Raw genomic sequence first — 21,879 nt, 5'->3', positions numbered from 1 at the left:
CTGAGGAGCAGCGCGCAGCGCTGCGTCTCGAAGGATGAGGCCGACGGTGGGGCCTCATGGTTCGAGACGCGCCTGCGGCGCTCCTCACCATGAGGAGCACGTTCGAGGGCATTTCAGCGAGCTGGTTATCACTGGCGTGCCGTGATGACGATGCCCAGCTGCACTTACCTGTTCAGAAAATTCAGCGGCAGTCCGGGGCGCGGCCAGTCCATGGCCACCAGCTCGCCCCTGCCCGACAGCGTGATGTACGCGGTCTTCAAGTCCGGCCCGCCGAAGGCGATGTTGGTGGTGACGCGGTCGCCGGTCGGGACCTGCTCGACCAGGGTGCCATCCGGCGCGATGACGCTGATGCAGCCGGAGACCAGCGTCGCGACGCAGACATTGCCGTTGGCCTCGACCGCAAGCGAATCGAACATCTGGTAGCCGCCGAGGCCGCAGATCGGCCGGCCACGCTCGCCGCGATAGATCACGTCGCGCGGCTTCACCGTGCCCGGCTCCGGCACGTCATAGGCCCAGAGCCGCGCGGTCGGCGTCTCCGCGATGTAGACGGTCTTCTCGTCCGGCGACAGGCCGATGCCGTTGGCCGGCAGGATGCCGTGCACGGCCTCGACGATCTCGCCCATGCCGGGCTTGAGATAATAGAACGCGCCGACATCCATGTCGCGGGCGCGGCGCTTGCCGAGATCGGAGAACCACAGGCCGCCGTGGCGATCGAACACGAGATCGTTCGGCCCGCGCAGCTGGTGCTCGCCACAACGCGTGACCACGGTCTCGACCTTGCCGCTCTGCAGATCGACTGTTTGGATCGAGCCACCCTGATAGTCCTCGGGCTGCGGGCCCGGCATGATCATCTTGCCGGTCGGAATCCAGGAGAAGCCGCCATTGTTGCAGATGTAGATCTTGCCATCGGGGCCGAGAGCGGCGCCGTTCGGCCCGCCCGGAATCTGCGCCACGACCTCCTTGCGGCCGTCGGGATGGACCCGCGTCAGGCGCTTGCCGCGGATCTCGACCAGCACCACCGAGCCGTCGGGCATCACGACCGGCCCTTCGGGGAATTCGAGATCTGTGGCGAGCACGCGCATGTTGGACATCGGACGGACCTCCCGCTTGTCACGCCGCGATGCGGCGCCTTGTTGTTATCAGGAGGTTATCGCAAAGCCGGCGTGGCTTGCCAAGCAAGCGGCTGGGTGTGCGACCGCAGGGCAGCTCTGCTGCGGGGTGAGGCTCGCAGCAGGCTGACGCAAGTGGGCCCGGTTCAGCGGATCACCGGCAGCCAGATTTCCAGCCCGCCATTGCCGGTCAGCGGGTCGAAGCGCTGGTCGTAGCGCTCGAAATTCGGCGCATCGACGATCGTGCAGCCCGACTGCGGCAGCCAGCGATTCCAGATCGTGTGCACGGTGCGGCGGATCGAGGAGATGTGCCCGGCATGGGTGAACACGGCGAAGGTCGAAGCCGGCACCCGCACGCGGCTGAAGGTCCGCGGCAGGTCGGAAAAATCGGCCACCTCGACGCCTGCGATGTAGTCGAAATTGCCGGCATCGTCGCCGTTGCAGCAGACGCCGTAAGCCACCGTTCCGCGGCGTGCCGGAACCTCGTGCACGATCTCGTTGAAACGGCGCCACAACGCAGGAATCCCGGCGCCGTTGTCGACGCTGACCCGCTCGCCGAGACCGGCGACGAGCAGCGCCTCTGACGCGACGAAGCGGGGAACGGGACAATCATCGAGCGGGGTCTGGTCCATCAGGATCGGCTCCTGCAATGCGAGGCCATCGAGGCGCGCGTCGGCGCGGACCATCTCCGGCGTGACACCGAACTGGTCGCGAAACGCGCGGGTGAAGGCTTCGTGGGAGCCGTAGTCCGCCTCCAGCGCGAGAGTAAGGATATCGGGCGCGCCCTTGGCGAGCGCGCGCGCCGCCTCACTGAGACGACGCAGCCGGACATAGCGCATCACCGACACGCCGGTTGCCGCCGCGAAGGCACGCACGATGTGAAAGCGCGACACGCCGGCCATGCGCGCGATGTCATCGAGCGACAGCGGCGCGGACAGATGACTCTCGATGTACCAGAGCGCCTTCTGGGCGGGGTTGGTAGACACGCCTGTCTCCTGACGAAGCCACGCACCATGCCGGTCGACGGATTCGACCGCTTGATCGTTCTTGCGCCGCGGCCCGGCTACTTGCCGGCCGGCTTCGCCGGGGCGGCGTCCTTCGCGGCTGGTGCATCGGCCTTCTTCTTCAGTTCGTCGACGAGCTTCGCCTGCGCGGCCTTGAGTTCGTCGATCGCGCTCTGCTGCGCGATCAACGCTGCCCTCAGGGCCTGGATCTGCCGGTTCGCGGCATCGAGCTTCTGCTGCTGATCGAGCGACTGCTTGGTGATCGTCTTCTGCAGGAAATCGATGTTGCTCTGCAGGCATGAGGTCCTGCGATCCATCGCCTTCTCGGCGGTGCAAATCTCGATCCCTGGAATATCCTGCGCATGCACGGCGGAGCACACACACATCGCGAGCACGCTCGCAGCCATGACGATTCGCATCACAATTTTCTCATTCGCTTGCCAAACACATGATTTTGCATGGAACTTACGCTGTTTCCTGATTGATACCATACTGAGACCTCAATCGCGCATTGAAGTTCCGGGCTCGGACCCGTTTTTAGGGAGATGGACAGAATGGCTACGCGCGAAAAACGGCTGGCGCAATTCGACGGCAACGGCGAACCACCGCCGGGCCAGACCGTCGAGGTGCTCTGCGAGGATCACAGCGGCACCTATCAGCTTCCGTTTCCGTGTTTCTATATTGATGGCAAGTGGCACAACAAGGAATCAGGCGGCGCACTCGAAGCCACCGTGATCGGCTGGCGCTTCCCGCGCACGCGCTTTGACGAGCGCAACGCGCGCCGTCCGCAGCCGAGCTTCGTTGCCGACCGCGCTTCGTCTTATTGATCACTCAAGGCCCTGGGCTCCGCTCAGGGCCGGTCTTGCCGAACATCTATTTTCGAACGTGCATTGAGCATCACGAACGGATCGGCCGCCAGCGATCACGCCGCATCCGCCGTTCCGCTATCGGCCCCGTTATCCCGTCGTTGCAAGCCCACTGCGTCATCGCGATTGCCATCGGCAAGAACGGCAGCCACGCGCGCTGACAACGGACATGTCGGGCATTGAAGGCGCGCCCTGCGTGTTTCAAGACCAGGCCTGTTGCAAAATGTGACGGTGCCGAACGGTTGTCTTAAGGTTCGGAACGCGACTGGAACGAATCGCGCTCGAATCAGCGGCGACATCAGGTCCGACACTTGTTCACGGCTACATCTGCGCGTTCATCGGCCCGACCTACCAGATGGTGACGGCTGCGATTGCAGCAGTGATGATCAGGCGCACATCAAAGCTTAACAACGCGGATGCTGGCCGATGAGAGCAGGACTCTCTCGCCAACATCGTCATCCGGGCTCGCCGATGTTCGACATTCACGCTGAGTGTCCCAGAACGCAACGGCGATCGTGACGGCGCTTAACCTTCGGAACGCGACTGGAACGAATCGCGCCCGAATCAGCCGCAGCATCATGTTCTCGGCTGTTCACCGCTACATCTCGGCGCGGACCGCGATGCACCACCAGATCGAGCAACGCCGTGATGACCGCCGTCCGCCTGCAGAGAGGATTCGGACGACGGGCATTAACGGATCAGAGCGTGGGCCGCAGCGCTCAGCTCCAGGGCGTGACCGGCGGCACCTTGTCGGTGGCGGGCGGCATCTCGACCGTCTTGAAATCCGCCGGGCTGACGATCTCCATGTATTCCATGTCGGGGGAATAATCGTACAGGTAGTGCACGATGCCCGGCCGCTGATGCACGACGTCCCCGGCCTTCACCAAGGTCGGCTTGTCCTCGTACATGAAGCGCGCCCAGCCCTTCATCATGATCACGATCTGGAAGTCGCAGTCGTGGCGGTGCCAGCCGGTGCCGTCGACCGGCGGACAATCCGGATTGGCCTTGACGAGATGGCAGATCACCTGCCCGCCGGTGGCGTCGGCGATACCGAGATCGCGATAGAGGAAGAAGTCGCGCAGACCACCGCCCTTGTAGTCGGTGTCTTCAGGCTTCACGTGCGAGAACTTGGTCACCACAGCATGCTGGTTCATGACGGCCTCCACCGGTTGATCGCGGCATCGGCAACCCCTGAGGCCCATCGAACGGCCGCAGCGGCCACCACGCCTGAAAGCCCGTTGTGCTATGCGAAAACCGCGCCATGCCCTGCTCCCAGCGCAAGGATGGCCGGCGGGCTCCCCGCACGCGCGCGCGAACTGCTTGTGAGCAACGGGATTTTCGCGGTCGTCTCTTGTAGCGAAGGTCGCCCCGGAGACGCGGATCGCGCGCAGATGCCGGACCGTGTCGGCTTCGATTTGGGCAGCGTCTGCCCGAGCCATGAGCCGCATGAGACCGCCAGAGCGGCAAGCCGCGGGGCGAGCCGCGGCTGCCGGGCCGTCAGTACTCGACCTCCAGCTCCTCGATCTCCTCGGGCTCGGCCTTGGCCGCCTCGATCCATTCGCGCATTTCCTGCATCGCCATGATCAGGTCGGCATAGGCCTTGAGCTGCGGCTCGAGCTTGACGTCATAGGTGACGAAGCGCGTCACGACAGGCGCATACATGGCATCCGCCATGCCGCGCTGCTGGCCGAACAGGTATGGGCCGCCGGACTTGGCCAGGCAGTCGCGCCAGATCGCCCAGATGCGGTCGATGTCCGCCTGGGCGCGGGTCCACACCTTGAAGCCGGGAAAATGGCCCTTGAGGTTGACGGGGAGCGACGCGCGCAAGGTGGTGAAGCCCGAGTGGATTTCGCCCGAGATCGAGCGGCAATGCGCCCGCGCGATGCGATCGGCCGGCAGCAGTCCGGCCTGCGGGAAAGTCTCGTTGAGGTATTCGGCGATGGCCAGCGTATCCCAGATCGTCGCGCCATCATGGCGGAGGCAGGGCACCAGGATCGAGGACGACAGCAGCAGGATCTCGGCGCGCGCCGAGGCGTCGTCCGGGCCGACCACGACCTCGTCGAAATCGAGCCCGGCGAACTTCGCGAGCAGCCAGCCGCGCAACGACCATGACGAGTAATTCTTGCTGCTGATCGTCAACGTCGCTTTGGTCATCTCGCCCTACCCCCTTGTCGTTTCGTCGGTCGCTTGTCGCTCAGCCGATCGGCCGGCCCGCACGGGCCGGTGATCACGCGGAGCCGGATACTGCTGAGATTTCATTGAGCAAGCGACATGCCAGTTTTTCAGGCAAGACTCCGTGGCCCTGGCTCCGATATTGCATCTTCGATGCTGCCTATGCACGTGCATGTGACGGATCGGACCCGATGGCGCTGCTGTACCAAGCCTATCAGAACCACATGGACCTGACCGAGCCATGGCGCCAGGGCGCTGCGGCCGCCATGCGCTATCTCAATCTGATCCCCTCAGGCCTCTCCGGCCGCGCCATGCGGCGGCTCTCCGCGGCGCTCGAGCTGATTTCCCGCTCCGCGCTGACCTACGCACGTCCGGCCTATGGCATCGACAGCGTGATGGTCGGCAACCACGAACTCGGCGTGACCGAGGAGGTCACGTTCAAGACGCCATTCGGCTCACTGCTGCATTTCAAGAAGGATGGCGCGCCGGACCAGCCCAAGGTGCTGCTGGTCGCGCCGATGTCCGGCCACTTCGCCACGCTGCTGCGTGGCACGGTGAAGACGCTGCTGCAGGACCACGACGTCTACATCACCGACTGGCACAATCCGCGCGACATTCCGCCGGGCCACGGCCGCTTCGGGCTGGAAGATTACACCGATCATCTCATCAGCTTCCTCAGCCAGCTCGGACCGCGGCCGCACATGGTCGCGATCTGCCAGCCATCCGTCTCGGCGTTGGCCGCAACAGCCGTGATGTGCGAGGGCAACCATCCGTCACGGCCGGCGACGCTGACCCTGATGGCCGGGCCGATCGACACGCGAATCCAGCCGACCAAGGTCAACGAGTTCGCCAAGAGCAAGCCGATCGACTGGTTCGAGGACAACCTGATCCACTACGTGCCCTTTCAATGCCGGGGCGCGTTCAGGAAAGTGTATCCGGGCTTCGTGCAGCTGACGGCGTTCGTCTCGATGAACCTCGAACGGCATGTGAAGCAGCACCTCGACCTCGCCGATCACATCGCCAAGGGCGAGGTCGAGAAGGCCGAGACGATCAAGACCTTCTATGACGAGTACTTCGCGGTCATGGACCTTCCGGCCGAGTTCTACATCGAGACTGTGCGCGACGTCTTCCAGGAGCATCTCTTGCCGCAGGGCAAGCTGATGCATCGCGGCCGTCCGGTCGATCCGAAGGCTGTCAGGCGGATCGGCCTCATGACCGTCGAGGGCGAGCGCGACGACATCTGCTCGATCGGCCAGACGCTGGCGGCGCAGGACATCTGCACCAATGTGCGGGCCTATCGCCGCGTCCACCACATGCAGGCCGGTGTCGGCCATTACGGCGTGTTCAGCGGCAAGAAGTGGAATAACGAGATCTATCCGTTGCTGCGCGACTTCGTCCACGTCAATTCGTAGAGCGGCCACGCTGCACGCGCTGCAGCGTCGCTGACGGCGTCTCCCCGAACTTCTCGCGATAGGCCCCCGCCATCCGCCCGAGATGGGTGAAGCCGAGCTCGAAGGCCAGGTCGATGATGCGGGCCTCGGGGGCCGCCGTCATCAGCTGCGCATTCAGCCGCGCCAGCCGGATATCCAGCAGCATGTCGGAGATCGACATGCCGAAATGACGGCGGAAGCCGCCCTGCAGCGCACGAATGCCGACGCCGGCGGCGACGGCGAGTTCGTTGAGATCGAGCGGTTCTGTTGCCTGCGCATCGAGCAGATCGCGCGCCCTGCGGACGGCCTGGGGCAACGTCGCGCTCCGGCCGGAATGCACCCTGATCGCCTCCGACAATCCGTCGCCCGGCTGCCGGAACAGGAGGTCCAGCAGCGTCTCGCGCCAGTCGGCGGCGGCTACCGCCGACAGCCTTCGCTCGCCGCCGAGTTGTTCGGCAAGGTCGGCAAGGTCAAGCATGTGGGCCCGGAGCCGCGCGCCGTGGTCGACGGACAGCTCAATCGCCGGATCGAACTCGACCGGCCGCACCGCGCGCCCCGAGAGCGCTGCGGCCCGCTGCTCGACCAGGCTCCGATCGAGCAGCAGAATGAGCTGGGCGCAATGGTCCCAGACCATCCGCGTCGGCACGGTCGGGGACAACAAGGAGGCCGCGCCCTCGGGACCGGTCGCCAGTTCGCGGGCGGCGGTGCGAATGCCGGCCGCCCCCGCGCACGGCAACTGCACCAGGAAGAACCGGTCGAGGCAGCCGGGATCGATCGAGACCACGCCGCCATAGGCGACATAGTTGATGGAGAAGCCGTCGAATGCCGCGCAATTATGCAGCGCGAGGAAATCACGCGCAGTCTCTGCCTTCGGTTGCAGCCCGTGCGGACAGAAGATGCGGCCTATTTGTTCAGCAGCCTCATCGACATCGTGCGTTGCAACACGGCGATAAGCGGCGAGCCGGGGCGATGCGGCGTCTTTCCAACTACGATCAGCGGCTGCAGCTGCAGTCATGGCTCACATCGTCCGTCGAAATCATTTGAAACCTATAATAATTAGCATCTGGCGTCGAGGGATTCGTTTTCTGGATAGACACCGCGCCGCGACCTGCTCGATCCTCAGCCCGTGTGCAGCAAGGAGATCCGCCATGATCACACTGGAAAAAGGCATCACGCGCGCGGGCACCGGCTATGCCGGCAAGACCTGGAATATCCTGGGTCAGCTCTACTTCCCCAAAGCCGTCACCGACTCGACCTTCGCATTCGAGACCAACAGCGATCCCGGGCAGTTCGTGCCGGTTCACGTCCATCCGACGCAGGACGAGTTCATCCTGGTGCAGGAGGGCGTGCTCGACCTCAAGCTCGACGGCGCCTGGGTGAAGGCCCATGCCGGCGATCTCGTGCGCATGCCGCGCGGCATTCCGCATGGCTACTTCAACAAGTCGGACAAGCCGGCGAAGGCGCTATTCTGGGTGTCGCCGATGCAGAAGCTGGAAGCGCTGTTCAATATGCTGGACAATCTCGCCGACCCTGCCGAGGTCGTGCGGATCTCCGCCGAGCACGAGGTCAACTTCCTGCCGCCCGAGGCCAACGACTAGGCCGGGCGACGCGGGGAGCACAAGCTCATCACGGCAGTGCGGCGCGCGGTGGACGCGATCGCCTTGGCGTGTCTCCGCGGGATGAGCGGGTGGCTCGCTTGAACCAATTCTGACTGGCGAGAGCATCTCGCCGTCTCACCGGCGCTGGCCTCTTGTCAGCGTCGTCTGCTGCGGTCGCGCCGGGCGGCCTTCGCCATCATCGAATCTTTCAGCGAGCTCCTGCAGCGCGGCCGATGACGGCCGTCCGCATGCAGCCGCGCGCTCGACAACAGGAGGTCCCATGATCACTCGAAAAAACGTCTGCGTGATCGGCGCCGGCGTCTCCGGCCTCGCCGCAGCCAAGGCATTCACGGCGCACGGCCATAATGTCACCATCGTCGAGCGCAGTGCCGATCTCGGCGGCGTCTGGGAACCGGCGCGCTCCTATCCCGACGTTCAAACCCAGAGCCCGAAGGATCTCTATCGCTACACCGACAAGGCGATGCCGGACAGCTATCCGGAGTGGCCCAAAGGACCGCAGGTCTATGCCTATCTCGCCGACTACGCGCGAAGCCATGACCTCACTCGCCTCATGCGGCTGAACACCGCCGTGCTGTCGATGCAGCGCCGCGCGGACGGCAAGCCGGGCTGGACACTGGATCTCAAAACCGGCGATCAATCGAGCCGAGAGGATTTCGACTTCGTCGCGGTGTGCACCGGCCAGTTCAACGAGCCGCAGACCTTGTCGCTTGCCGGTGAGGATCAGTTCGCGGCCGCTGGCGGCACCATCCTGCACTCGTCGAAGTATAACGATCCCAGCATCGCCCGCGGGCGCAACGTCGTCGTGCTCGGCGGTTCGAAATCGGCGACCGACATCGCCGTGAACGCGGTCCGCTCCGGCGCGCGCTCGGTCACGATCGTGTTTCGCGAGCCGGTGTGGCGCATCCCCTATTTCATCGGCGGCCTCATCAACTTCAAGCGCATCCTCTACATCCGCGCCCAGGAGCAGATGTTCGCGAGCTGGGGCATCGGCCCGCTGTCGCGACTGGCGCACAAGCTCGCCAAGCCGCTGGTCTGGGCGAATTGGCGTGGGCTCGAGAGCCTGCTCAAGGCGCAGCTCAAGCTCGCCAAGTGCAAGATGGTGCCCAAGGAGCGGATCGAGGACGGCGTCAATTGCTCGGTCCCGATCGCGACGCCCGACTTCTTCCCGATGGTCGCCGACGGCCGCATCAAGGCGGTGCTCGGCACCTTCGATCACTATGAGCCGGGCACGATCGTCGCCAGCAGCGGCGAGCGGATCGCCGCCGACGTCGCCGTGCTCGCGATCGGCTACAAGCTCGGCGTTCCCTTCCTATCGGCGGCCGATCGCGCCAAGCTCGTCGACCCCGACGGGCAGTACCGGCTCTACCGCGTCATCGCGAATCCCGATCTGCCGGACATGGGCTTCGTCGGCTTCAATTCGAGCTTCTGCACTGTCCTGTGTGCCGACATGGCCGCGCATTGGCTCGTCCGCTACGCCGACAAGCAGCTCGCGCACCAGCCGAGCGAGCGTGAGATGCGCGACAACATCGAGATGATGCTGCACTTCAAGCGGGTCGAGCGGCCGGCGGCGGGCGTCTATGGCGGGCTCTGCGTCGCGCCATATCATTTCAAGCATTTCGATGAACTGCTTGCGGATATCGGCGCCAAGCGCCGGCGGCGCGGCGCCCTGGCGGAGATGTTCACGCCGCCCGACGCCGACGCCTACCACGCGTTTCTTGCGTCCGCGCCGTCCTATCAGGCGGGGTGATGCCGCTCGGCGCCAGCGTGTCGCCTCCGCGCCGACACGCTGTTGCCGCACCAGAGATCGCTCGGTATTCCGTGGCTCCACAGCACTCGGATTTGATCCGATCGATGGGACGCGCCGCACAGTCGGCCGCTGGTCATCGAACGGCAGGCGAGCTATCCAAGGCGCCCCTGGCCACAGGCCTCTGCCTCGGAGACTCACATGACTCTCGCAACCCGCCTGCGTTCCCTGACCGCCGCTGTTTCGGCGGTGATCGCCCTGAGCGGCGCAGCACAGGCCGCAGAGGTTCACGTCATGATCTCCGGCGGCATGACCGCGGCCTTCAAGGCCCTGGTGCCGGAGTTCGAGCGGCGCTCCGGCCATAAGGTCACGATCGCCTATGGCCCGTCGATGGGAACCACAGCCAATGCCATTCCGGTGCGGCTGGACCGCGGCGAGCCCGCGGACGTCCTGATCATGGTCGGCTATGCGCTGAGCGATCTCACCACCAAAGGCAAGGTGGTGCCGGACAGCCATGCCGATCTCGCCAATTCACCGATCGGCGTGGCGGTCAAGTCAGGCACGCCGCACCCGGACATTTCGAACGCCGACGCCGTGAAGCGCATGCTGGTCGCCGCCAAGACCATCGCCTATTCGGACAGCGCCAGCGGCGTCTACGTCTCCACCGAGATGTTCGACAAGCTCGGCATCAAGGACGAGATGAAGGGCAAGGCGCGGATGATTCCGGCCACCCCGGTCGGCGAGATCGTGGCGCAGGGCGAGGCCGAAATCGGCTTCCAGCAGATCAGCGAGCTGAAGCCGGTGCATGGCATCGACATCGTCGGGCCGCTGCCGGCGGGCCTGCAGAAGATCACCGTGTTCTCCGCCGGCATCGCGACGAATGCCAGGGAGCCGGAGGCCGGCAAGGCGCTGATCCATTTCCTGGGATCACCGGACGCACGCAAGGTGATCGCGGAGAGTGGCCTCGATCCGATCGTCAGGAAGTCCCCGAACTGATCCGATCGCATCGGGTCGAAACAGAAAACTCTCCCTCGCATGACGCGCAGGGAGAGTTCGGTCGGCTATACTGCAACGGCTGCGACGCTCACTGGGTGAACAGCGTCGCCTCGCTCAGATTGTTGGCGCCGTAGGCCTTCTTCAACAGGCCGTTTGCCTTGGATTCCGTCATGAACTTGGTGACGAAGGCGAGCGACTGCGGATGCTTCAGCGGCACGGCGACAGCGGTGTCGGTCTTCTTGAAGGTCTCGTTCAGCACCTTGGTGCCCGGGAGCTGCTTGGAGAGGATGACCAGCTGATCACGCGCCAGCGCCAGTGCATCGATCTCGCCGGCCGCGAGCAGCGCATAGACCTCCTCGTAAGACTTGAAGCCGACGACGGTCGCCTTCTTCATGAATGCCTTCGCCCCGCGCATGACCGTCGTATCGTTGATGGCCGCGATCTCATGGCCGGCCTGATCGAGCGCGGCGAGGTTCGGAATATCGAGCCCGGCGCGGATGATGAACGTCGTATCGACGGAGTCGTAGACCGGGCCGAATGATGCCTTGGTCTCGCGCTCGGAATCCTTCGGCAGGAAAGTGACGTCCCAGGCGCCCTGTGAAGCTCCATCGATGATGGAATTCGCATTTGGATGCTCGACGAACTCGACGGGGACGCCCACCTGTGCAGCCATCGCCTTGCCGAGTTCGACGGGGACACCTGCATAGCCGCTATCGGACTTGACGCACCAGAACGCACCACCAGCCGGGCCGACGGCGATAGCGACTCTGAGCTTCCCGCCCGGCGCGATCTCGTCCTTCAGGCCCGCGGCCCCGGCGCTGTGACCGACAAACGTGACTACCGCAGCTGCCAGGGCTGCATCACGCAGCCAGCGCCAGAACGCCATGGCCCTCTCCCATCGAATTGCAAAGTGGTTACGGGCCGCACCTTGCCGGGAGCACTGTTAAATACAGCTTACCTTGCTCTCGCAAAGCAACAAGCGACGCGCAAAACTTGCGCGCCGCCATTACCGTTTCGAATAGCTCGATATCGAAAGGCGATTAAACCCGCCTTAAACGCAACGACGAACGGCCACGCCATTCACGATCACGGTCCGGCACGCCGTCGTGGCCGCCGCAACGGGCGGCTTGCGCACGACCACCGCACCGGCGGCACCGGCGCAGCCTGCCCGAACGACGCCGCGCGCGCAGACGACGGCGTTGGCATCCGACATCGAGACGAACGGCATCAATGCCAGAACGAACAGGCCACAGAGAGTCGAAAGAACGATACGTGAGAGAATGCTGCGCATGACGAACTCCTGATGGTCATCATTTGATTAGGAAAATATCCACCCTGTCTTGAATTTGCCGGGCCTCCCGCGGCTTTTCAACTGTGACAATTTGGGTGGATCGAAACGATCCGCACGTTGGGGTGCAATGCCCGTCGAACTACGGGGCCGGTCGGCGAGGCCGCCTAGCGATTGGCTGCAAACTGGGCGAGCATGCCCTTGCAGGCCGGCGACAGCGCGCCGGCATTGGCGGCAAGGCATTGCGCAACACGGCCGCCGCCCGGCTCGACGCCGCTGCAGAAGGCCCGGGCATCGGTGCCGCAAGCGGCCCTGACGATGCGCAATTCCTCCAGCGGCCGGAGCGGCCTCAGCACCATCGCGGGAGCAGCCGGTGGCGCCGCAGCCGTCGTCGGCGCGACTGCGGCCGTCGCCGCGGGCGACGCAGCGGCGGCCGCGCCGCCGCCACTCGCCGCCGCGATGGCCTGAGCGCAAGCCGGCCCGACCTTGGCCTTGTTCTGCTCCAGGCACTGCATCGCAGCCGCGCCGCCCGGCGGCACGCTGCTGCAGACCCTGCGATAATCGGAGCCGCAGGCGCTGCGGATCGCGGCCACCTGCGCTTCGCTCGGCTTTGCTGCCGGTGTTGCCGCCGCGTGCTTCGCCGGGTCGGGCTTGGCCGTCGCCGCCGCTGTTGCGGGCGCGGCTGCAGGCGGAGGGGTCGACGGCGCTGCCGGCTGCGCCGCGGCCTTCGGTGCGTCGACGGCAGGCTTCGGCGCCTCCGCGGCTGCCGGCTTCGGAGCCGCCGGTGAAGGAGCAGCCGGCTTGGTCTCGGCCGCCGGTTCGAGCGCCTTCACGGCGGCCTGGCACGACGAGGACAAGCCGGCCATGTTCTTCTGCAGGCACTGGAATGCCGCCGCCCCGCCGGGCGGCACGCTCGAACATTTCGACATGTAGTCGGACCGGCAGGACGACTTGATGGCGTTGCGCTGCGCATCGGTCTGCGCCAGCGCTTGCGTTGCAGCGAAGCCGGCCGCTGCCGCCAAGCCGAGCAATAATATCCGCTTGTAACGATTGATCATCGATCGATCCTCAATGCTGCTGAGCCTGGATTGCTCTCAAATGTGAAACATCGCCCGCATCCGGCAAGCGCCATCAACTTGTCAGTATGAGCACGATATCAGGCCGTCCCCGGCCGACGTGCTTCCGCCCGGAGACAACCTGATGAGAATGGGTCCCGGAGGCTGCGATGACCGGACGGGCTTGGCAAGTGGGAAAATTTGGGTGGATCGGCCAGACGCCAGGATTTCTTCGCGGCTGCTGCAGTGCATTGCTGTTCCGCCGCTGAACGATTGTTGTTATGGAGGCGACCAACATTGTTGTTTGTTGTCCGACACGACGATTGCTCCGAAGATCATTTCATACGGAAGGCGGAATGGCGCAGATCGACACTCCCATCTCCTCACGGGCGGAATTTTCTAAACAGCGCATCGCCTGCGCCTGGCTGCCCAGAACGGCTGCCCTCCTGCTTGCGTCCGGCGCCTCGCTGCTCGCGGGCTGCGAGCAGAACAGCTACCAGCCGCCGCCACCGCCGAAGGTGGACGTCGCCCTGCCGGTGCAGCGCGCCGTCACCCGCTATCTCGAAGCCACCGGCAACACCGCGCCGGTCAAGAACGTCGATCTGGTCGCCCGCGTTCAGGGCTTCCTGCAGTCGATCGACTACAAGGACGGCGACGTGGTCAAGGAAGGCACGACACTGTTCACGATCGAGCCGGAGACCTACAAGCTGAAGCTCGACCAGGCGCAGGCAGCGGAAGCCGGCGCGCAGGCGTCGTTCAAGCAGGCCGATGCCGATTTCAAGCGGCAGTCCGACCTCGTCGCGCGCCAGGCCGCGTCGCAGGTCGCGCTCGACAATTCGACCTCCGCTCGGGACAACGCCCAGGCCAATCTGCAGCAGGCGCAGGTCAACACCAAGATCGCCAAGGTCAATTACGGCTACACCAAAGTCATCGCGCCATTCGACGGCGTCGTCAGCGCGCACCAGGTCTCGGTCGGCGAACTCGTCGGCGTGGCGTCGCCGACCCAGTTGGCGACGATCGTTTCGCTCGATCCGGTCTACGTCAACTTCACCGTCAACGAACAGGACGTGCTGCGCATCCGTGCCGAAGCGCGGCGCCGCGGCATGACGGCGACGGATCTCAAGCAGTTCCCGATCGAGCTGGGCCTGCAGACGGAGAGCGGCTATCCGCACCAGGGCAAGCTCGACTACGCCGCGCCGACCGTCAATGCATCGACCGGCACGCTGGCCGTTCGCGGGGTGGTGCCGAACCCCGATCACGTGCTGCTGCCCGGCTATTTCGTGCGCATCCGCATCCCGCTGGACCGCGTCAATGACGCGCTGCTGGTGCCCGACTCCGCGCTCGGCAGCGACCAGAGCGGGCGCTACGTGCTCGTGGTGAACGGCGACAATTTGGTCGAGCAGCGCAAGGTCAAGGTGGGACCGCTCGACGGCGGCCTGCGCGTGATCGATGGCGGCCTCAAGGCCGACGACCGCGTGGTCGTCGCAGGCCTGCTGCGCGCCATTCCCGGGCAGAAGGTCGATCCGCAGTTGAAGGCGATCGAGCCGGTCTCCGCGAGCAAATGAGGGCCGGCCGTGATCTCCAAATTCTTCATCGAGCGCCCTGTCCTCTCCAACGTCATCGCGATCCTGATGATGCTGATCGGCGCGGTCGCGCTGTTCAATCTGGCCATCGCGCAATATCCCGAGGTGGTGCCGCCGACGGTGCAGGTCACGACGCGCTACCCCGGCGCCAGCGCCAAGACCGTGGCCGACACCGTCGCGCTGCCGATCGAGCAGCAGGTGAACGGCGTCGACGGCATGCTGTACATCCAGTCCTACAGCGGCGCGGACGGCAGCTATTCGCTGACGGTCACGTTCAAGATCGGAACCGATCTGAACTTCGCGCAGGTGCTGGTCCAGAACCGCGTCTCCAGTGCGCTCGCGCAATTGCCGCAGGCCGTGCAGAACCAGGGCGTCACGGTGCAGAAGCGGTCGACGTCGATTCTGCTCTTCGTCACGCTGACCTCGCCTGAGGCCAAGTATGACAGTCTTTATCTGAGCAACTACGCGACCATCAACCTGAAGGACGAGCTGGCGCGGCTGCCCGGCGTCGGCAATGTCACCGTGTTCGGCGCGGGGCAGTATTCGATGCGGATCTGGCTCGATCCGAGCAAGCTCCAGGTGCGCAGCCTCGTGCCGCAGGACGTGATCCAGGCGATCCAGCAGCAGAGCCAGCAGGTCGCCGCCGGCCAGATCGGCGCACCGCCGGCGCCCTCCGGCCAGGCGTTCCAGTACACGTTGAACGTCGCCGGGCGGCTCGATGATGCCCGTGAGTTCGAGGACATCATCGTCAAGACCGGCAGCAATGGCGACATCACCCGGGTGCGCGACGTCGGCTCGGTCGAGCTGGGCGCACAGACCTACGGCCAGATGTTCTCGCTCAACGGCCAGCCCGCCGTCGGCATCGGCGTGTTCCAGTCGCCCGGCGCCAACGCGCTGGAGGTGGAGAAGGCGGTCGAGGCCAGGATGGCGCAGCTGTCGAAGACGTTCCCGCAGGGCATCCAGTACGACACGCCGTTCGACACCACCAAATTCGTCAATGCCTCGATCCACGAGGTCTACAAGACCCTGATCGAGGCCGGCGTGCTGGTCTTGATCGTCATCCTGATCTTCCTGCAGGACTGGCGCGCCATGCTGGTGCCGACCACGACCGTGCCGGTGACGATCATCGGCGCGTTCGCGGCGATGGCGGCGCTCGGCTTCACCATCAACCTCTCCACCCTGTTCGCGATCGTGCTCGCGATCGGCATCGTGGTCGACGATGCGATCGTCGTGGTCGAGGGCGCCGCGCACAACATCGAGCGCGGCATGAACGGCCACGACGCCGCGATCCGCGCCATGGACCAGCTGTTCGGACCGATCGTCGGCATCACGCTGGTGCTGATCGCGGTGTTTCTGCCGGCCGCCTTCCTGCCCGGCCTGACGGGCCGCATCTACGCGCAATTCGCGCTGGTGATCGCGGCGACCGCCCTGCTCTCGGCGATCAATGCCGCGACCTTGAAGCCAACGCAATGCGCGCTGTGGCTGCGGCCACCGGTGCCGCTGGAGCAGCGCAACATTCTCTACCGCGTCTTCAACAATCTCTATGCCCGGCTGGAGCGGCGCTACACAAATCTCATCGGGCGCCTCGTCAGGCACAGCACTGCGTCCGTCATCGTCGCGCTGATCCTGATCGCGGCCGGCGGCTACGGGCTGTCGCGGGTGCCGACGGGCTTTCTGCCGATCGAGGACCAGGGCTATTTGATCGCCGCCGTGCAGCTGCCCGACGGCGCCTCGCTGGAGCGGACGCAGAAGGCCCTCGACAAGGTCGGCGCCATCGCCAAGGCGACGCCCGGCGTCGCCCAGGTCATCACCATCGCCGGCCTCTCCGCGCTCGACAACAGCGCCAGCCTCGCCAATGCAGGGGTCGCCTACATCATCCTCAGGGATTGGGAGGCGCGCGGCAAGGGCGAGGATCTGCGCTCGCTCGTCTATGGCCTCAACGACAAGCTTGCCGAGGTCATTGAAGCCCGCAGCCTCGTGCTGCCGCCGCCGCCCATCCAGGGCATCGGCAATGCCGCGGGCTTTGCCATGCAGGTCGAGCTGCGCGACGGCAACAGCGACTATGCCAAGCTGCAGGCGATGACCTCGGCGATCGTCGCCAGCGCCCAGAGCCAGAGCGCGCTGCAGCGCGTGCAGTCGCCGTTCCGCGCGATGGTGCCGCAGTTCGACGTCGAGATCGACCGGATCAAGACCCAGACCCTGCACGTCACCACCGACCAGGTGTTCTCGGCACTGTCGTCCTATCTCGGTGCCTCCTACGTCAACCAGTTCAACAAATTCGGCCGCGTGTTCCAGGTCTATGTTCAGGCCGATTCCGCGGCGCGGCTGACGCCGCGGCAGATCGAGAGCCTGATGGTGCGCAACCAGAGCGGCGACATGATCCCGCTCGGCACGGTCGCGACGGTCAAGCCCTCGGTCGGGCCATCCTTGATCAGCCTCTACAATCTCTATCCCTCCGCCGCGATCGTCGGCCTGCCCGCGCAGGGCTATTCCTCCGGCCAGTCGCTGAAGCTGATGGAGGAGATTGCGGCGAAGACCCTGCCGCCGGGCGCGGGCTACGAATGGACCGCGATGTCGTATCAGGAGAAGGTGGTCTCCAATCAGATCTATCTCGCCTTCGCGCTCGCCCTCCTCCTCGTCTATCTCGTGCTGGCCGGCCAATACGAAAGCTGGTACGCGCCGGTCTCGGTCATTCTCGCCGTGCCGCTGTCGCTGCTCGGGCCGATGGCGGTGCTGACGGCGCTCAGAATCGACAACAATCTGTATGTCCAGATCGGGCTGATCCTGCTGATTGCGCTGTCGGCGAAGAACGCGATCCTGATCGTCGAGGTCGGCCTCGAGCTGCACGGCCGCGACGGCAAGCCGCTGCTCGAGTCGGCGATCGAGGCGGCGCGGTCGCGGTTCCGGCCGATCCTGATGACGTCGTTCGCCTTCATCCTCGGCGTCGTGCCGCTGGTGCTCGCGACCGGGGCCGGCGCCAGCGCGCGCAAGTCGATCGGCATCACCGTGTTCTCCGGCATGCTGGCCTCGACCTGCCTCGCGGTGCTGTTCGTGCCGGCGTTCTTCGTCGTCGTGCAGCGCTTCGAGAACTGGCGCGCGGCACGCAAGGCGAAGCCGGTGATCGCGCAGCCCGCGGAATGAGCCATCATTCGGCCGGCACCTCCCGCAACACCGGCCGCGCCGCCGGGAGCTCCGGCGGCAGGATGAGCGCGGCGATAACAGCGACCAGCGCCAGCGCGGCGAAAGCCTGCAGCATGGTGACGAAGCCGCCGTGCTCATACAGCCAGGCGACCAGGCCGACCGAGGCGCCGGCCGCGGTGAAGCCGACGAAATAGCGCACCGCATAGGCGCGCGAGCGCCATTCTTCGGCGGTGTATTTGCCGACCATGGCGTCATTGACGGTGACCTGCCCGAACGCGCCCATGACGATGCCGATCGAGGCCGCGATCAACGCCCAGTCGCGGGCGTCGGCGGCGAGATAGAGCAGCGGCGCCAGCACCAGCGATAGCGGCAGCGCGACGGCCTTCAGCGTATGGCGATCGAGCAGGCGCCCGATCGTGTACTGCGTCATCGCACCGAACACGTAGACACCGGCCGCGATCACGCCGAGCAGCGCCGGGCTTTGCGTCAGGCCCACGAGCCGCTCCGCGAACAGCTTGGGCAGCGCCACGGTGATCGCGTTGAACGTGGTGGAGATCGCGATCACCACCAAGAGCAGCGCCAGCACTACGCGCCACATCTGCTCGCGCGCGACGCGGGCCTGCGCCGCCGCCTGCTTCGAGCCGCGGCGGTCCTCATGCGCGACCAGCATCGCGAAGACAACGCCGATGCCGATCGTGATGACCCCTGGCACGATGAAGGCGAAGCGCCAGCCGAGATACTGCCCGACCACGCCTGTCACCAGCGCCGAGGATGCGACGCCGAGATTGCCGAATACGCCGTTCAACCCCATGTCGCGACCGAGCCGGTCGGCATAGGACACCAGCATCGCGGTTCCCACCGGATGATAGATCGAGGCGAACAGGCCGATGGCGAACAGCGCCGCGCCGAGCTGCCATGGCGTCTGCACCAGGCCGACCGAGATCATCGACAGGCCGATGCCGAGATAGAAGATCAGCATCATGTGCCGCCGGCTCCAGCGGTCGCCGAGCCAGCCGGTCACGAGCGCGCCGGCGCCGAAGGCGATGAAACCCGGCGTCGCATAGGGCAACAGGTCCGCATAGGCCATGCCGAGCGCGGGGCCCATGATGATGACCGCGGCCGCGAAGATCAGCATCGCATAATGGTCGATGAAATGGGCCGCGTTGACGAAGCCGATGACGCGGCGGGGAGTGTTCATGGGCAGTTCCTCGATTCCCGAATAAATCGGTTATACTGGCTCGCCCCAACGAGAAGCCGCCAATGACCATCGTGGACACGCCATTGAAGCCGCTCGGCGCCGACCGGGTGACGACCGAGCCCGGCGTGCACCTGATCGCGCGCAGCTACCTCAAGGGCACCCGGCTCGATCCGCACATGCACCGGGAGTCGCAGCTGATCTACGCCTCCGCCGGCACCATGCAGGTGACGACGCCGCAGGGCCGCTGGCTGGTGCCGCCGGACCGCGCGGTGTGGGTGCCGGCGCGGCATGCGCATGCGATCGACATGCTGGCCGACAGCGAGATGCGGACGCTGTATTTCGAGCTCGACTGGCTCGCGCGCGAGGCGCGCGGTCTCCGGCTCGATCGCGAATTCGTCGTGCACGTCTCGCCGCTGCTGCATCAGGCGATCCTCGCGCTTTTCGACGCCAGCGGCGGGCCCGAGCGCACCGCCCTGCTGGTGCGGCTCGCTCTGCTCGAATTGCGCCGCGCCGAGGATTCCTCGACCTTCATCCCACTTCCGCAGGACCCGCGCGCCCGGCGCGCCGCGCTGCTGGTGCTCGCCTCGCCCGCGAACGAGCAGGATCTCACGACCCTCGCGAGCGCCGTCGGCAGCTCGGCCCGCACCTTGTCGCGGCTGTTCGCGGCCGAGACGCGGCTGAGCTTCAAGGCGTGGTGCCAGCGCGCCCGCATCGCGGCGGCGATCGAGCGGTTGTCGACCGACCGTCACCTCTCCGTCAAGCAGCTCGCTGCCGATCTCGGCTATGCCAGCGTACCGGCATTCTCGCACGCCTTCCGGCAGGTGACCGGCCGTACACCGACGGAATTCGCCGGCCAAAGCGAATGACGACGCTGCCGCGCATGCGGGCAGCGACGGCGGCGTTGACGATTTGTTATGTTTGAATGTGGCCACCTTTGCCATAAATCCATGTAACATCACAGCCTGTCGCTTTGCGGGATTCGACCGAGACCAGATGGCCAACGCCTTTTTTACTGACCTGATCACCACCATTTCCGAACGCGGCCGGACACTGCTGCGCGGCGGCTCGCCTGCCGTCGACAAGCACGATGCGGCGAGCCTTGCCGAGCTGTGCGAGGCGCTGGTGTCCGGTGCCGGCGAGGCCTCGGGCACCGCGATGGCCCGCGACGTGCTCGACGGCTATCATGATCTCGACGCCGAGGGCCGCAAGGCGTTCTTCACCGCGCTGGTTCACGATTTCGGTCCCGACAATGCCAGGCTCACCAAGGCGATCGAGGCGTGGCGCGCGGCGCCGTCGGACGAAGGCGCGAGCGCGCTGCATTTCGCCTCGGAGCCGCGGCGGCAGGAACTGATCCGCCGCCTCAACCGCGCGCCGGGCGGCACGCCCGAGCTGGTCGCGATGCGCACTGATCTGCTGGATCTCCTGAAGGCAAATCCGGAACTCGCCGCGCTCGATCGCGACATCGTGCATCTCTTGAGTTCGTGGTTCAACAGGGGGTTTCTGGTGCTGCGCAAGATCGACTGGTCGACGCCGGCGAACATCCTCGAGCAGATCATCCGCTACGAGGCGGTGCACGAGATCCACGACTGGGACGACCTGCGCCGCCGCATCGATCCGGTCGACCGGCGCTGCTACGCCTTCTTCCATCCGGCGATGCCCGATGCGCCGCTGATCTTCGTCGAGATCGCGCTGACCGAGACCATTCCCGGCGCCATCGCACCGCTGCTCGCGGTGGATCGCGCGCCGGTGCCCGCCGATCGCGCCCGCACCGCGGTGTTCTATTCGATCTCCAACACCCAGCGCGGCCTCGGCGGCATCTCGTTCGGCAACTTCCTGATCAAGCAGGTGGTCGAGGAGCTCCGGCGCGAGCTGCCGAAGCTCGACACCTTCGTCACGCTGTCGCCGGTGCCGGGCTTCATGGGCTGGCTGAAATCGACCGAAGATGCGACCGAAGAGGATCGCAACGTGCTCAAGCTCCTCAACGAGCCGCGCTGGGTCGAGGACGCCTCGATCACCGCCGAGCTGCGCACCGTGATCGAGCCGCTCGCCGCGCACTACTTCCTCAAGGCGCGGACGTCCAAGGGCAAGCTGATCGACCCCGTCGCCCGCTTCCACCTCGGCAACGGCGCAAGGCTGGAGCGCATCAACTGGCTCGGCGATCTCTCGGCCAAGGGCCAGCGCGAGTCGGCGACGGTGATGGTGAACTACCTCTACCGGCTCGAGGACATCGAAAAGAACCACGAGGCGTATGCGAACGAGGGCGAAGTGGTGGCGTCGAGCGCGGTGAAAAAGCTGCTGCGCGGCGAAGGCCGGCGGCTGCTGGATATGCGGCTGTCGTCGTAGTTCTGCGGCAGGCGGCAGCACTGTCTCGCATCCGCCTCGCGCCATTGCTGGGGCACGCTCCCCACGCCAAACTCCGTCATTGCGAGGAGCGAAGCGACGAAGCAATCCAGAGTCTCGCGCGCAGCCCTGGATTGCTTCGCTTCGCTCGCAATGACGCCGGTGATGTACTGTGTTCTCGCCACAACCACCGCCGTCATCCCGGCGAACGCCGGGATCCATAACCACAGGCCCTCGTTCGGGGCTGGCTCATCGTTACACCGCGCCACGCACGACCGCCGCGGAGTATGGGTCCCGGATCGGCGCCGCGACGCGCATTGCGCGTCACGGCTTG

At 65.6% G+C, this 21,879-nt stretch carries 19 protein-coding genes; 9 read left to right on the top strand and 10 right to left on the bottom strand.

The window, feature by feature from the left end; genetic code table 11:
- Positions 1-164 precede the first annotated feature (164 nt).
- The 3 genes from ACQR1L_RS34360 to ACQR1L_RS34350 all read right to left on the bottom strand — a co-directional run bounded on the left by ACQR1L_RS34360 (position 165) and on the right by ACQR1L_RS34350 (position 2,532).
- The gene (locus ACQR1L_RS34360) at positions 165-1,091 is read right to left on the bottom strand and encodes an SMP-30/gluconolactonase/LRE family protein (RefSeq protein ID WP_434862337.1); all 927 of its coding nucleotides are present in this window, start codon (positions 1,089-1,091) and stop codon (positions 165-167) included.
- Positions 1,092-1,255: 164 nt separating this feature from the next.
- The gene (locus ACQR1L_RS34355; RefSeq protein WP_434862336.1) at positions 1,256-2,095 is read right to left on the bottom strand and encodes a GyrI-like domain-containing protein; all 840 of its coding nucleotides are present in this window, start codon (positions 2,093-2,095) and stop codon (positions 1,256-1,258) included.
- Positions 2,096-2,172: 77 nt separating this feature from the next.
- The gene (locus ACQR1L_RS34350) at positions 2,173-2,532 is read right to left on the bottom strand and encodes a hypothetical protein (RefSeq protein ID WP_434862335.1); all 360 of its coding nucleotides are present in this window, start codon (positions 2,530-2,532) and stop codon (positions 2,173-2,175) included.
- A gap of 135 nt (positions 2,533-2,667) precedes the next feature.
- On the opposite strand from ACQR1L_RS34350, the gene ACQR1L_RS34345 reads away from it, so the two are divergent.
- Entirely contained in the window at positions 2,668-2,940 is a 273-nt protein-coding gene (locus ACQR1L_RS34345; RefSeq protein WP_434862334.1) for a hypothetical protein, read from the top strand.
- 758 nt (positions 2,941-3,698) lie between these two features.
- On the opposite strand, the gene ACQR1L_RS34340 is transcribed toward ACQR1L_RS34345, so the two are convergent.
- Both ACQR1L_RS34340 and ACQR1L_RS34335 read right to left on the bottom strand, forming a co-directional pair.
- A complete protein-coding gene (locus ACQR1L_RS34340; RefSeq protein ID WP_434862333.1) occupies positions 3,699-4,133 on the bottom strand; it encodes a cupin domain-containing protein in 435 nt (144 codons plus the stop codon).
- Positions 4,134-4,476: 343 nt separating this feature from the next.
- On the bottom strand, positions 4,477-5,133 hold the full coding sequence (locus tag ACQR1L_RS34335) for a glutathione S-transferase family protein (RefSeq protein ID WP_434862332.1): 657 nt from the start codon (positions 5,131-5,133) through the stop codon (positions 4,477-4,479).
- Positions 5,134-5,342: 209 nt separating this feature from the next.
- Here ACQR1L_RS34335 and ACQR1L_RS34330 point away from each other — a divergent pair, with 209 nt between their 5' ends.
- A complete protein-coding gene (locus ACQR1L_RS34330; RefSeq protein WP_434862331.1) occupies positions 5,343-6,563 on the top strand; it encodes a polyhydroxyalkanoate depolymerase in 1,221 nt (406 codons plus the stop codon).
- Here ACQR1L_RS34330 and ACQR1L_RS34325 read toward each other — a convergent pair.
- Positions 6,553-7,596 carry an AraC family transcriptional regulator gene (locus tag ACQR1L_RS34325; RefSeq protein WP_434862330.1) on the bottom strand — a complete coding sequence of 348 codons (1,044 nt, stop codon included), beginning with the start codon at positions 7,594-7,596 and terminating at the stop codon, positions 6,553-6,555. The two genes, ACQR1L_RS34330 and ACQR1L_RS34325, sit on opposite strands and share 11 nt — an antisense overlap.
- A 133-nt stretch (positions 7,597-7,729) precedes the next feature.
- On the opposite strand from ACQR1L_RS34325, the gene ACQR1L_RS34320 reads away from it, so the two are divergent.
- The 3 genes from ACQR1L_RS34320 (at position 7,730) to ACQR1L_RS34310 (ending at position 10,940) form a co-directional block, all read left to right on the top strand.
- Positions 7,730-8,179: a cupin domain-containing protein gene (locus ACQR1L_RS34320; protein ID WP_172111146.1), complete on the top strand. Its 450-nt coding sequence runs from the start codon at positions 7,730-7,732 to the stop codon at positions 8,177-8,179.
- A 280-nt stretch (positions 8,180-8,459) separates the two neighbouring features.
- Positions 8,460-9,947, top strand: coding sequence for a flavin-containing monooxygenase (locus ACQR1L_RS34315; RefSeq protein WP_434862329.1), 1,488 nt, complete (start codon positions 8,460-8,462; stop codon positions 9,945-9,947).
- A gap of 198 nt (positions 9,948-10,145) precedes the next feature.
- Positions 10,146-10,940 carry an extracellular solute-binding protein gene (locus ACQR1L_RS34310; protein ID WP_434862328.1) on the top strand — a complete coding sequence of 265 codons (795 nt, stop codon included), beginning with the start codon at positions 10,146-10,148 and terminating at the stop codon, positions 10,938-10,940.
- 88 nt (positions 10,941-11,028) lie between these two features.
- On the opposite strand, the gene ACQR1L_RS34305 is transcribed toward ACQR1L_RS34310, so the two are convergent.
- From ACQR1L_RS34305 to ACQR1L_RS34295, 3 genes are all read right to left on the bottom strand, one after another.
- Positions 11,029-11,826 carry a transporter substrate-binding domain-containing protein gene (locus tag ACQR1L_RS34305; protein WP_434862327.1) on the bottom strand — a complete coding sequence of 266 codons (798 nt, stop codon included), beginning with the start codon at positions 11,824-11,826 and terminating at the stop codon, positions 11,029-11,031.
- 165 nt (positions 11,827-11,991) lie between these two features.
- Positions 11,992-12,231, bottom strand: a complete 240-nt coding sequence (locus ACQR1L_RS34300) for a hypothetical protein (protein ID WP_434862326.1) — start codon at positions 12,229-12,231, stop codon at positions 11,992-11,994.
- A 164-nt stretch (positions 12,232-12,395) separates the two neighbouring features.
- Complete coding sequence (locus tag ACQR1L_RS34295; RefSeq protein WP_434862325.1) at positions 12,396-13,286, bottom strand: hypothetical protein; 891 nt, start codon at positions 13,284-13,286, stop codon at positions 12,396-12,398.
- A 353-nt stretch (positions 13,287-13,639) separates the two neighbouring features.
- On the opposite strand from ACQR1L_RS34295, the gene ACQR1L_RS34290 reads away from it, so the two are divergent.
- Positions 13,640-14,848, top strand: coding sequence for an efflux RND transporter periplasmic adaptor subunit (locus ACQR1L_RS34290; protein WP_434862324.1), 1,209 nt, complete (start codon positions 13,640-13,642; stop codon positions 14,846-14,848).
- 9 nt (positions 14,849-14,857) lie between these two features.
- A complete protein-coding gene (locus ACQR1L_RS34285) occupies positions 14,858-18,007 on the top strand; it encodes an efflux RND transporter permease subunit (RefSeq protein WP_434862323.1) in 3,150 nt (1,049 codons plus the stop codon).
- A gap of 4 nt (positions 18,008-18,011) precedes the next feature.
- Here ACQR1L_RS34285 and ACQR1L_RS34280 read toward each other — a convergent pair whose 3' ends face one another.
- Entirely contained in the window at positions 18,012-19,205 is a 1,194-nt protein-coding gene (locus ACQR1L_RS34280; protein WP_434862322.1) for an MFS transporter, read from the bottom strand.
- Between the two features lie 62 nt (positions 19,206-19,267).
- Between ACQR1L_RS34280 and ACQR1L_RS34275 the strand changes: the two genes are divergently transcribed.
- Together ACQR1L_RS34275 and ACQR1L_RS34270 are read left to right on the top strand one after the other, a co-directional pair.
- A complete protein-coding gene (locus ACQR1L_RS34275) occupies positions 19,268-20,071 on the top strand; it encodes an AraC family transcriptional regulator (protein WP_434862321.1) in 804 nt (267 codons plus the stop codon).
- A gap of 127 nt (positions 20,072-20,198) precedes the next feature.
- Positions 20,199-21,548 (top strand): malonyl-CoA decarboxylase, encoded by a 1,350-nt coding sequence (locus ACQR1L_RS34270; protein WP_434862320.1) that lies wholly within the window; start codon positions 20,199-20,201, stop codon positions 21,546-21,548.
- The last annotated feature ends 331 nt before the right edge of the window (positions 21,549-21,879 follow it).

The sequence above is a fragment of the Bradyrhizobium sp. HKCCYLR20261 genome (genome assembly GCF_051168435.1).
In the GTDB taxonomy this organism is placed as follows: domain Bacteria; phylum Pseudomonadota; class Alphaproteobacteria; order Rhizobiales; family Xanthobacteraceae; genus Bradyrhizobium.
The sequence above is the reverse complement of the archived record's forward strand: the minus strand, read 5'-3'. Positions and strand labels throughout refer to the sequence as shown.